This is a genomic window from Thiorhodococcus minor (assembly GCF_010820565.1).
Taxonomy (GTDB): Bacteria; Pseudomonadota; Gammaproteobacteria; order Chromatiales; family Chromatiaceae; genus Thiorhodococcus; species Thiorhodococcus minor.
In genome coordinates this window covers 19,986-31,903 of record NZ_JAAIJQ010000067.1, presented here as the reverse complement: position 1 = coordinate 31,903, position 11,918 = coordinate 19,986, and the positions used below count along the sequence as shown (strand labels likewise).

The following is an 11,918-nucleotide window of genomic DNA, read 5'->3' as shown; positions in this document are numbered from 1 at the left end:
TGGGCCGCAACAAGGAGTTTCCGATTCGCTTATCCGTCCGCTATCTTCCTCTCCTTCCAGGCTTTGCCTGGCGCAACCAATCGATGATCGATGCCAGCGCCGCCGAGTCCGCGCTCTGGTCGGCCCCTGACGCGGAGAGCCTCACCGCGCCCCTGGACGCGCTCTACAGCCATTACCGTGAGTGCTATTCCCAGGACGGCGCCTGGGAGGCGCTGCAGCGCGGCAACCCCGATACGCTGGACTGGCTTCCGCTCGACGCGCTCCACAACCCAGGCACGCCGGAGCAGCGCGAGATCGCCCAGCGGGTCGGCGCCATCGCCGCATTCCTGCAGCGCTACACCAGTGACCACGGCTATCGGCAGCAGGCGCGCGCTGTCCTCTTCGCCCTGGACGAGGGGCACGAGCAGCGCTTCATGCACCTGCTGCTGCCGCTGCTACGCAAGCTGGACTACCACAGCGTCATGCTCGATCTGCTCGGCGACATGGTCGGTCCGATCCGCGTCAGCGACGCCGAGGGGCGGGCGCATGACCCGACGCTCAAGGCCGCCCACCAGGCGGCCATCCTGGAATTCAAGCAGGAAGTCGTCGCCACTCAGGTCTTCATGGCGGTGAAGCGCGGACTCGAGATCCTCTACGGCGCGGAGGCCGTCGTGCCGCGCGACGAGCTGGCCTTTGTCTCCGGCATCGCCATCCCCTGTGCGGCGGACGTCCCCGCCTTCGTGATGGGCATCCCGCCCTCGGCCCTGGACGCGCGCCGCTTCGTCCACAGCCGCGCCATCGGCATCTATGGCGTGCTGGTGGTGGACCGCGAGCGGCAACAGGCGGTGAAGATAGACATCATCACCGGCGTGCTGCCCAAGGACACGGAGCTACGCCGGCTGCGCAGCGCCGTGATCGTCAAGAAGCGCGGCGCCACGCCCCAGGAGCATCGCCGTTTCTTCGACCGACTGAGCGAGCTGATCGTGCAATTCGCCCGTGTCGGCGACGACAACTACGTCATCACCGGCCCCATCGCCTTCCCCTGGTCCGAGCACAGCGACAAGCTCGCCTTCGTGCCGGCGAGCCGCGAGGACTTCCAGCACCATCTGCGCCGGGTCCGGCCTTCGGCCGCGCTGCTCGACGCGCTCGTCCGCCTGAGCACGGAGCCGTCAGCATCCGCTTCGTCGGCAGCTGCGCCAACTGTCCCTATTCCATGCTGACCCTGGAGAATCTCATCAAGCCAACCCTCGCCGGCATCCCAGGCGTGGAGCGCGTCGAGCACCGCAGCTTCATCCGTGACGGCGAGGCCGCACGCATCGGTGCTCGCAGGGTGGATACCTCTGGGCTGGCGCTCGGCACTCCGGCTCCAGGCGTCAAGACGAGAGATGCAGCCGAGCTTCCGGCCTGACCACTAGCGGCGCGCGAGGAGGCAAAGGGCGGGCATCGGCCAGGCCCTCGTTTTCTTGGGGTCCTTGCGCCCTTGCGGTTCGAATGACCGAATCTCAGGCCCAAGCTGGCTGCTTATGGCCGCCCGATCTTGGTCCTCCCGCCAACGAGAAAGGGGGCCGAAGCCCCCAGCTGCAGTCTGTCTCGAGCATTTGCCTCGGTCTCAGGCGGTTTCCGTCAACGCCCATCCCATCTCGCTTGCCTTGACCGCCTTCTGTGTCCCGCCGCCAGTCACATCGTCTGGCGATGCCCCTGCCGGCCCCCCTTGAGGGAGGGTCTCAATCCGGCACAAGCTGGGACAAGAAGTTCCGGCAATCGCCTTAGAACAAAGAGACCTGGCCGCTGATTCCGTTCTGCGTCTGGCTGCCGCCGCTGATGTTGAAGCCGCCGGTCGCGCCGCTCTGGTCGACCGCGATGGATTGGCTCTGGCCCAGCTCATGCGTGCCGAGATCGAGCGTCGGGCTGTTGAAGTAGCCGAAGAAGGCGCTGAGATCGCTTCCGGCGACGGCGAGGCCGCCGCGCACCCCGCTCATGGCAGCCTTGTCGAGGGTAAGGTCTGCGGTCAGGTCGGTGATGGTCAACATGGTTTCTCTCCCGTCTCTTTTCAGGGCTTGGCTCAAAGGGCTTGGGACGGACTTGCTCAGGTGACCTGACCGGCGATGCCGCTCTGGGTCTGATCCGAGAAGACCAGGTTCAAGCCGCCGATGTTGCCGGACTGGTCGACGGCGACGCCTTGGCTCTGCAGCAGGGCATGGGTGCCCAGGTCGATCTCGGGGGCATTGACGATCGCGGTGCCGAACAAGGCGTCGAAGTCGCTCAGGGCGAAACCGCCGCGAACGTCGCTCAGGGCCGCTGCGTCGAGGTCGTTACGAAGGGCGAGGTCGGTGATGGTCAGCATGGTCGTGTCTCCTGTTGGGCATTCGCTGTTTCGTGACTGGGCGCTGGGTTTGCGCTTGCAGGGGACAAAGCAGACGCTGTGCCAGCTTCGTAAAACAGGCCCCGAGACCCTATAGACGCTGGCTCTGGCGGATATCCCAAGGGGCAATGGCTAGCGAAAGCCAGGCTTTCGTTCGAAAGAAACGAACAAAGACAGGAAAAGTGTTTGGAGCGAGCCGGAATCGGCCCTGCCTGCGGCTGTCATCAAGCGCGCCGGCCCGGCCGGGCGCCACGCCCTCGCCTTTCCAGCGACCCGGAAAACGGCTGGGGCGAGGAAAGCGGAGGGGTCAAGACACTAGATGCCCGAGAGCGGGCGCAAGCTCGCCTGGATCGGCCTTAGGTGATTTCCTGAAATGATCCTACCCAGAACAGCGCCTCCAGAGGATGGGCAAAGCCCCTGGCAGGCCGGCGCGCATGGGGAAGCCGTTTGTGGGGCGTGCCCACCCAGTCGCTCAGGCGCCTGGACGATGGGCACGCTGCGCTTTGCCCAGCCTACAGGGAATCCGTTTCCCGGAAATCACCTTATGCCTTCCTTACAAACTCAGACTTGAGCTGCATCGCGCCGATCCCCGCGATCTTGCAGTCGATGTTGTGGTCCCCCTCCACCAGGCGGATGTTCTTGACCTTGGTCCCGACCTTGACGACCGAGGAGGAGCCCTTCACCTTGAGATCCTTGATCACGACGATCGAGTCCCCGTCGAGCAAGACATTGCCATTGGCGTCCTTGACCCCGGCCTCGGCTTCCGCAGCACCCGCCTCGCCATCGATCGGCCATTCGTGGCCGCACTCCGGACACAGGTACATGGCGCCGTCTTCATACGTGTACTCGGAATCGCATTTTGGACAGGATGGCAAGTGACTCATGGGAACATCTCTTCACGTCTGATTTCTCGACGGGTCGCCGAGCTGGCTGCTTCACAGCGACCGCATTGAACCTAGATCCGGAGCTGGTCGGGGATGGGGCCGATCCCGCATCCCCTGCGGCCTTTCGGGCCGCTTGGGCCTCGAGAGAGCGGCAACAACCTGCGCGAGGCATCGCACCCAATGGGCGCAAGCCCGCTAATAGGGTGATCGTCCGACAGGGGCCAGAGCAGCGGGGGCGCGCAGTCTCGCACAGCTGGGGCTTGCCGTCGCGGGCAGGGCGCCCGAGAGCCGGCGTTCGGTCATCAGCCGAGGGCGGAAGAAAGGGCGCCGATCATCGATTGGCCCAGCCTCCCGCGAGTGGACAACCGCAGACACCGTGAAGAAATCTTCCGTAGGCTGGGCTGAGGCACGAGGCCCAGCATCGCAGCTGGCCTAAGGCGCTGCAGGTTGGGCGTCCTGCGTCGACCCAAGCTGCGGCGAGACACCGAGCTCGTGGTGCGCTCGGAATACTTCCAGGGTCTCGCAGCGCAGTCCATCAACGCAGGCGCGGGAGCCGGTGGACTTCGCTCTCGAGACTGTGAGAGTCATCCAAGCGCACCGCGAAGATCGCAGATTGCTGTAGGTTGGGCCGACGCAGGAGGCCCAACAATCAAAGCGTTAGGCTAGCCGCCATGTTGGGCTTCGTACCTCAGCCCAACCTACGCAGAATTTCTTCACAGTCTCTCTCGCTCGTCCACCCTAGGGATCCAACTGACGATCAAGGCCGACACGCGTCGCCAGGCGGACATGGCAAGGGGCACCGCCGCCACCGACGCCCGCCTGGTGGAGACCGCCTCCCGAGGAGCCTGGGCGGGCCGCTTCGTCAGTCCCTCGCGTTGCGCTTCACGAGCGCAACGACCATGCCGCCACAGAGCAGGCTGGAGGAGATCCCGAGGATCGTTAGGGCATCGAACAGCATGGCGACGTCTCCTTACCGAGCGCACAGCTTCCTTCTTCGAGGGGCAGAAGTCGTGCAGGATGCAATCTTGGGCTTCCCGCACTGAGAGGCAAGGATCACGGCCGAGGACCATCCGCGCGCATCCAGAGCGGGTCGAGACCCGGTCTCACGGCCTATTCGAGCGACGCTGAATGCGGCCCTATGAGATTGGCTCTCGAACGCCGCGAAAACTTGAAGCCGCTTCACATCCTGGCCATCGAGCCGCTCATGGGAACAGGGTCTGTGACCCGATGCCCGAGACCTCGGATAGATCCAATCACCTAGCCAGTCAGGATGGAGACGCTGCCGGTCGCGCCGTCCAGCCGCACCCGCATGCCGTCATGCAGCAGCCGGGTGGCGTTCTCCAGGGCGACGGCGGGGATGCCGCTCTCGCGCGCCTGGCAGGCCGCGTGGGCGAGCACGCCGCCGACCTCCACCACCAGTCCGGCGCAGCCGCGCAGCAGCGAGGCCAGTCCGAGATTGGCGGAGCGGGTGACCAGCACCTCGTCCGCGCCGAGATCGAGCAGCAGCGCCTGGGGATCGTCCGCGTCGAGATCCAGGATGCGGACGCGACCGACGCTGCGCCCGGGGGCCATGGCGCGTCCAGACAGGCGCTCGGCCTGGGCCTGCGGCTCCTCGGCGCCCAGCGCGGAGATCCGGCCCTCATGGATGACGGCCGGAAGGCGCCCCTGCCGCAGCAGCCGGCGGCCGAGCTGGCGCTCCTCCCGCCGCGTCTGCAACTGGACCAGATTGGGCGCCTCGGCCAGCTCGTCCAGTCGCAGATAGAAGGCCAGCTCGGGCTCCAGCCCCCGCAGCTCGGCCAGCCGCAGCAGACCGCGACGGAAGGCGGCGTGCTGCGCGGTGTAGTGGAGCTTGATCGTCTCGCGCAGCGGCAGGAAGGCGCGCGCCAGCCGGATGTCCTGCCGGAGCTTGGCCGCCCTGGTGCGGCCGAGGAATCCGAGCAGCCCGTCGAGGGTCGCGTCGGCCCGCGCGCGGTCCTGGCGCTGCTGGGCATGACGCGCGCTCGGCGTCGGGGTGCTGGTGGCGAGACGATTGGCGAGGCCCTCGATGGTCGCCGGCATCTCGATGTAGCGCGGCGAGCTCAGCTCCAGCTCGTTGGGCGCCAGGTGGCCATAGTCCGCCAGCCAATCCGCCAGGCTCAGCTCACCGCGCCCCAGCCGCTCCAGGTCCAGCGAGAGGTCCGTGATGCGGCTGCCGTCGAGCCCTTGCAGCAAGCGGCTATGCAGGCCGTCGGTCTCGGGGACCTGGAGGCCGTCGAGCGCGACGCGGATGCGCTCGGCGAAGAAGAAGCCGAGCCGGGCGGCGACCACGAAGTCGACACAAGCGACCTCGCGCAGATAGCGCACGCACCCGCGCAGCTGGCCGACGACCTCCGCGACATCCATGCGCGGCCAGTCGATGGCGCTTGCCCTAGCGGCCTCGCGCTCGAGCTGAACCCTGTCGTGCCGATGCCAGCGGTCGAGGGTGACCTCGGCCTTGCGACGCAGCCGGTCTTGGAAGATCACGGCCTTGCGGTAGAGCGCGGAACCCCCAACGCGCCCAAAGCGCCGGCACGCCTCGGCAAGCGTCGGGACCTGCTCGTAGAGCCCCAGCTCGGGATAGCTGGCAAGGGCGGGATCGGCCTGGACGCTGGCCAGATAGCCGGCGATGTCGAGCGGATAGCCGGCGTCATAGGTCCTGGCGTCGACCTCGACGTTGAAATAGGGCTGGCCGCAGAAGGTCTCCAGCAGGGCCTCGGCGCCCGCGTCCGGGACGCGATAGCCGAGCCGCTGGCGCCCGCGCGCGATGGCGCCGCCGTGGGCGGTGAAGATGCCATTGAAGAGGTCCAGGCTGAGCGGGGTCGCGTTGGGCAGGAGCTCGGCGATGTTGCCGTTTGATAGCACGGCCTCGCCGACGCGCAGGATGCCCTGCGCGCGGAGGTCGTCGAGCCTGGCGCGCAGGCGCGCGCGCTCCGCATCCAGATAGCGGTTCAGCCGCGCGGCGCAGTCCGCGGCGGCCAGCTGACCGATCGCGACAGGCCGCGCCTGCAGCAGACGCAGCCTGTCCCCTTCCAAAGCAAACTCGATGTCCAGCGGGCCGCCCAGCTCGGTCTCCAACAGCTCCGCGAGGGCCGCGAGCGCCCGCCGCGCCTCGGGTCCGAGCGCCGGCTCGACAGCGCCCGGATGATCGCTCGCGGCGAGCGCCCCGGCGCGGTCCGTCAGCAAAGTCTCGCCGCTGACGTGTCCCGAGGTGAGCGCATCGCCGAGCCCCCGGTTGACGTTGAGACAGAGCCGGTCGCGGCGTCCGGTCACGGGGTCGAGCGTATAGGCGACACCTGCAACATCGGCCAGCACCATGCGCTGCACCAGGACACCCATGGCACCGGCCTCGTCCGCGCGTCCCTGGGCCAGGCGATGACCGCAGGCGGCCGGCGTGTCGAGCGAGGCGAGACAGTGGCGCACGGCGTCCAGCAGCGCCTGCTCGCCCATGACATTGAGCAGGCTGTCATAGATCCCGGCCGCGCTGGCCAGGGCCAGATCCTCGTCGCGCGCCGAGCTGCGCACCGCGACGGAGCCGCCTCCAAGGTCGCGATAGGCCGAGAGGATCTGTCGCACGACCGCCGCATCCATGGGGTCATCAGGATCTCGCGAGAAGGCGTCGCCCCGGATGCAGAATCCGTCCGGGACATCGAAACCGCGCGCCTTGAGGTGCCCGAGGGTCGCGGCCTTGACCCCGAAGTCGCGCTTGCCGTCGAGCGCGATGGCCTCGAGCGGCCAGACGCAGCGCCCCAGACCAGCCTCCCGGATGTCTCTCATGCGTCAGTCTCCCCCAAACCGATTCCGTCTCTTGCTCCGAGGCTGGACAACCCCGGGAGTGTTGACCTCCAGGTCAACAGGTGTCGGCCTGGAGGTCGACACTCCCAGGCGAAGCCACCAAGGTCGTCGATGAGAGCGCGGCCAAGGCAATTCCAAGACCCTGGCATCAGTCGCCCGCAAGCGGGCTCCTAAGGAAACGGGCGGGTAGGAGCCCGAGCGTCGATCATCCTCTGCGCCAGTCGTCTCCCGTAGGGTGGACAAGCGCAGCGCAGTCCACCAATGCCGGCGCGGGATTCGGTGGACTTCACTCGCGAGACTGTGAAGAAATTCTGCGTAGGTTGGGCTGAGGTACGAAGCCCAACATGGCGGCTAGCCTAACGCTTTGATTGTTTGGCCTCCTGCGTCGGCCCAACCTACACCAATCTGCGATCTTCGCGGTACGCTTGGATTACTCTCACAGTCTCTCGCGCTCGCCCACCCGGCTGGGCGCCCCTGGGAATGTTGACCTCCAGGTCAACAGGTGTCGGCCTGGAGGCCGACACTCCCGGGCGAAGCCACCAAGGTCGTCGATGAGATCTCGGCCAAGGCAGCTCCAAGACCCTGGGATCAGTCGCCCGCAAGCGGGCTCCTCCGGGAACGGGCGGGTAGGAGCCCGCTCGCGGGCGATTCAATATGGGCCACTAGGCCGCCAGGGCGCGGCGCGCACGGGCCGCCTGCTGCACGCGGCCTGAGTCGCGGCGCAGGCGCTCGCGCGTCCAGCGGTCCTTGATCTGCTCCCAGTCGTCCGCGAAACCGGAGACGTCTGCATCGCCCGCGAGGACATGGTCCAGCACGCGCCGGTAGAAACCGACGATGTCCCCGACCAGCTCGGCCGAGCGCTCGCGCCCCGGAATCTTGAAGCGCTCCACCCCCAGCGCGACCAAGGCCGGGATCTCCCAGAGCAGCAGCTCAGGGCTGCTCTTGAGGTGCGGCCGGCCGACAGGCCGCTCGGCGCCGTCCCCGTGCTCCCAGTCGCCCCGGCAGATGCGATAGCAGCTCCCGCCCCGGCTGGCGGAGCCGACGAAGTGGTCCTTGCCCTGCGCGTCCTGCTGGTGGCAGATGGCGAAATAGCTGGACGCGTAGCAGCGCCCGGGGCAGATCCAGCCGCGGTGCGGCGTCTGGAAGAGGAAGGCCTCCAGCGCCATGCCCTCCAGGGCGCGGATCTCCTCGATCTCGGACCGGCCCCAACGGTAGGGGACGACGATGAGACGCGCGCCCAAATCGCGGTAGAAACGGATGTCCTCGACGTTGAAGATGCCGGTCGTGACGCTGACGTGGATGGGTAGCTCGGGCAGGCGGCGCCGGATCAGGGCCACGCAGCCGGGATCGCAGACCATGACGCCGCCCGCACCCCAGGCGGCGTAGCGCTCGACCCGACGCAGCAGGACCTCGAATTCATGCGGCTGAGGCATGACGTTCACCGCAACCCGCACGTCCTTGCCCTGCGGGCGGGCCTGCTCGATCAGCTCCCGGATCTCGCCCTCTTCCAGCTCGTCAGAGGCGGGCCGGCGGCTCCAGCCCTTGGGGCCGACGAAGACCGAGTCGGCGCCGCGCGCGAAGGCGGTGACCGCCATCTCCAGGGTGCCGCCCGGGGCCATGAGGATGGTCATCGCGCCACCTCCGTACGTGTGAAGAAATCCTGGGCGAAGGTGCCCTCGGGGAGGGCATCCAGGCCCATCGCCTCGGCGCCCACATAGCCCTTGAGGGTGACTGAAAACTCGTCCAGCCGCCGACGCAGCTGCCCCGGCCACGCCAGGCCGATACGCCTCAGCCAGGCCGTGCGCAGCGGCTGCGCCAGGCCGTTGAGCGCCATCTCGCCGGCGCCCTGCCGCCACACCGAGGTATCGGCGCGCATGGCGGCGACGGCGGCATCGAAGGCGCGCGCGAAGGCCCGGAACAGCTCGGGCTGCGCCCGCAGGCACGCGTCCGAGGCGACGAAGAAGGTCGTCGGCAGGGGCTCCCCCGCCAGCGACTCGACCGCATTGAGGGCGTCGAAGACCAGCTCGAAGGGCTCCTCGGTCACGGCTTCCGCGGCGAGGTGCCAGAAGAGGATGGCCCCGTCCACCTCGCCCTCGCTCAGCAGGCGCAGGGCCTCATGCTTGGAGCCGGTTTCGACCAGGTCGACCGTCCTGGCGGGGTCGGCAATCCCCTGCTCCACGGCATAGGCCCGGAGCAGCAGCCAAGTCTTGTCGAAGCGGCTGACGACGGCGATGGTCCGGCCGGCGAGGGCCTTGAGGTGGGATTGGAAGGCGGCGGCCGGCCGCGACGCCTGCGCCTCGGCGCCAAGCGGCGTCTCTGCAATCCGATTGCCCTGGCTCGCCCAGCCCAGCGGCTCGGCCGAGAAGCCCGGCCCGGCAACCGCTCGGCCCTCTCCGGAGAAGCGCCTGCGGTCCACGACCAGACCGCCCATGATGCGGCCGTAGGGATGGAAGGCCGAGACGCTGTCGCCGTCCTCACGCATACGGCCGATGCTGATCCAGTCCGTATCGATGAAGTCGACCTCGCCGGAGCGCAGGGCCTCCAGGGTCGCCTGGCGATGCCCGCGATCGCCGTCCCCCGTCAGCGCGACCTGGAGCCGGAAGCCCTCGGCGCGATCCAGCCCCTTCGCTTGGATGACGCGCATGATCCAGGCCGGCGTGCCTGTGCGCTCGAAGGCGGCCCGCAGGGTTCCGAGCGGGGCCTGTGCATGCGTCTCAGGCCGCATGAACGCTCACCTGCCGCGGCTCGGCCACCTGGTCTTGGGTCGCCTCCCCATAGCGCACCGCGCGCCCCATGAGGGTCCCGACCCGTTTGCGCTTTTCGCTCACCCAGCGGTGCTCCAGCACCCGCATCTCCTCGGCATAGGCCGCCATGTCCGTGCAAGCGCCGTCCAGCACCCCGTCGATGACGCGCCGGTAGAAGGCGACCAGGTCGCGGATGATGGGCGTCGGGCGCTCGCGCCCGGAGAGCTTGAAGCAGCGCACGCCGGCCGAGATCATGCCCGGGATCTGCTCCAGCATGAGCTGGGCGTCCCGGCGCAGCTTGAGCGACGGCGCCGCCTGCTCCACGTCAATGGGGCCGAAGTCCCATCGGGTCTGACAGACCCGGTAGCACTCCTTGGCGCCGCGGTTGGCGCTGCCGTGGAAGGCGTCCCGGCCCTCCATCTCGGTCCAGTCGCGGAACTTGAGATAGCTCGACATGATGCAGCGCCCCGGACAGAGCTTGCCCGTCTGCACCGTCTCGAAGAGAAAGACCTCGACCCCGATGTCGGACTGGGCGCGCACGGCCTGCACCTGCGCCTCGCCCCAGCGGTAGGGGACGACGATGAGGTCCGCACCCAGCGCGCGGTAGAAGGCCGCATCCTCGGCATTGCTGATGCCGGAGCCGACCGAGACGTGCAGCACGGCCTGCGGCAGACGCGCGCGCAGCCTGGGGATGGCGCCCGGGTCGCTGAGGATGAAGCCGGAGCAGCCCCAGTCGGCATAGCGCTCGGCCGCGTCGAGCCAGGCGTCGTACTCGAAGGGGCTGGGGAAGGTGTTGAGCAGGATGCGGACGTCCGCGCCGCGCGCGCCGGCATAGTCGATGGCGCGGCGGATGTCCGCGTCGCCCATCTCGGACTCGTAGGGACGGCGACTCCAGCCGAGCGGACCCACGTAGAGGCTGTCGGCGCCGGCGTCGACCGCCGCCCGCGCCATCTCCAGCCGGCCGGCCGGTGCCAGGATGGTCGGCCGCGCCATCAGGGCCTCCCGACGTAGTGCTGGCCGGCGCTCTCGAAGTAATAGCCGTTGCAGAGCCCCATCTCGGCGAAGGCCGACAGCGCCTCGACCAGGCCCTGGGTCTCGCAAGGCTCGCCACCTGCGATGGCATTCAGCACACGCCGGTAGGCCCGGCCGACGGCGGCGACGCGCGCGCGCTCCTCGCCGTGGCCATGGACGAAGAAGTGCTCCAGCCCCGCCTCCGCCAGCCTGTCCATGTGCTCGATCATGCAGAGGTCCTTGCCGCTCAGCGTCATGCGGCCCGCGTCCTTGAGCGACCAGTCGCCCTGAGAGCGCGTCAGCCAGTGGCTCTTGGAGCAGAAGAAGCTGCACGTCTCGGCACCCTGATGGGCGTTCTCCATGATGAAGCAGGTCTCCGAGATCACCAGCGGGATCTTGCCGTGGACCTGGACCAGGACCTCGATCGGCGTCTCGTCCTTGATGTAGCGGATCTCGCGCAGCGACAGCTCGGGATTGGGGTAGACGCGCGTCACGCCATAGTCCTTGAGCACGCGCGCCGTCTCATGGGTGTAGAGATTGCCGAAGACGCCCAGGTGCAGCGGCTTGGTGCAGCCCATCTCGCGCAGGACGCGCAGCAGGCCCATGTTGTGGACCTCGAAGGCGTCGAAGGGCAGTCCCATGGCCGCGTCGATCGTGCGGCGGACGTCGTCCAGCTCGTGATTGCTGGGCACGGCGTAGAGCCGCAGATAGCAGCGCTTGCCCTGATCCCTGGCGATCCGCACGCCCTCCGCCAGCGTCTCCGGATGCGAGGAGAAGTTCTTGGGGTAGTCCGGACAGGAGAAGTCGCCGAGATAGAGTGCATCGAAGGCGTCATAGTCGCCGCCGCGCAGCGCTTGGAGGTTGGGGACGTCTGTGCTCAGCTCGAACATGAAAGGGCTCCTGGAATTCTGAATCTGGTACCGCGAAGGCCCGAAGGACCCCGTAGCCGTAGGGTGGACAAGCGCAGCGCAGTCCACCAACGCCGGCGCGGGATTCGGTGGACTTCGCTCTCGCTCGTCCACCCTACAGGTCGCTTGAAGGGCCCAAAGAAAGGCTCGGTCTTGCACGCATGTCCATCGCAGCGGAGACCCCAACTTCGCGCCCTTCGCGCCTTTGCGGTTCAAGGAT

The 11,918-nt window shown here is 67.9% G+C and carries 10 protein-coding genes; 2 read left to right on the top strand and 8 right to left on the bottom strand.

Annotation, left to right across the window (positions count from 1 at the left end):
* Both G3446_RS28175 and G3446_RS28170 read left to right on the top strand, forming a co-directional pair.
* Window positions 1-1,199: hypothetical protein (locus G3446_RS28175; RefSeq protein WP_245232597.1), on the top strand; the 1,199-nt coding region annotated here is incomplete at its 5' end.
* On the top strand, window positions 1,193-1,387 hold the full coding sequence (locus G3446_RS28170; protein ID WP_245232596.1) for a hypothetical protein: 195 nt from the start codon (window positions 1,193-1,195) through the stop codon (window positions 1,385-1,387). The genes G3446_RS28175 and G3446_RS28170, both read left to right, overlap by 7 nt.
* 358 nt (window positions 1,388-1,745) lie before the next feature.
* On the opposite strand, the gene G3446_RS18930 is transcribed toward G3446_RS28170, so the two are convergent.
* The 8 genes from G3446_RS18930 to G3446_RS18895 all read right to left on the bottom strand — a co-directional run bounded on the left by G3446_RS18930 (window position 1,746) and on the right by G3446_RS18895 (window position 11,680).
* Window positions 1,746-2,009 carry a hypothetical protein gene (locus G3446_RS18930; protein WP_164454398.1) on the bottom strand — a complete coding sequence of 88 codons (264 nt, stop codon included), beginning with the start codon at window positions 2,007-2,009 and terminating at the stop codon, window positions 1,746-1,748.
* Window positions 2,010-2,065: 56 nt separating this feature from the next.
* Window positions 2,066-2,323, bottom strand: a complete 258-nt coding sequence (locus tag G3446_RS18925; RefSeq protein ID WP_164454397.1) for a hypothetical protein — start codon at window positions 2,321-2,323, stop codon at window positions 2,066-2,068.
* Window positions 2,324-2,883: 560 nt separating this feature from the next.
* Window positions 2,884-3,225: a zinc ribbon domain-containing protein YjdM gene (locus tag G3446_RS18920; RefSeq protein WP_164454396.1), complete on the bottom strand. Its 342-nt coding sequence runs from the start codon at window positions 3,223-3,225 to the stop codon at window positions 2,884-2,886.
* Between the two features lie 1,257 nt (window positions 3,226-4,482).
* Window positions 4,483-7,017 (bottom strand): PEP/pyruvate-binding domain-containing protein, encoded by a 2,535-nt coding sequence (locus tag G3446_RS18915; protein ID WP_164454395.1) that lies wholly within the window; start codon window positions 7,015-7,017, stop codon window positions 4,483-4,485.
* A gap of 680 nt (window positions 7,018-7,697) precedes the next feature.
* Window positions 7,698-8,666: a peptidase U32 family protein gene (locus tag G3446_RS18910; RefSeq protein ID WP_164454394.1), complete on the bottom strand. Its 969-nt coding sequence runs from the start codon at window positions 8,664-8,666 to the stop codon at window positions 7,698-7,700.
* A complete protein-coding gene (locus G3446_RS18905; protein ID WP_164454393.1) occupies window positions 8,663-9,760 on the bottom strand; it encodes an ABC transporter substrate-binding protein in 1,098 nt (365 codons plus the stop codon). The genes G3446_RS18910 and G3446_RS18905 overlap by 4 nt, the downstream gene beginning before the upstream one ends.
* Window positions 9,750-10,772 carry a peptidase U32 family protein gene (locus G3446_RS18900; RefSeq protein WP_164454392.1) on the bottom strand — a complete coding sequence of 341 codons (1,023 nt, stop codon included), beginning with the start codon at window positions 10,770-10,772 and terminating at the stop codon, window positions 9,750-9,752. The genes G3446_RS18905 and G3446_RS18900 overlap by 11 nt, the downstream gene beginning before the upstream one ends.
* The gene (locus G3446_RS18895; protein ID WP_164454391.1) at window positions 10,772-11,680 is read right to left on the bottom strand and encodes a peptidase U32 family protein; all 909 of its coding nucleotides are present in this window, start codon (window positions 11,678-11,680) and stop codon (window positions 10,772-10,774) included. The genes G3446_RS18900 and G3446_RS18895 overlap by 1 nt, the downstream gene beginning before the upstream one ends.
* Between the last annotated feature and the right edge of the window lie 238 nt (window positions 11,681-11,918).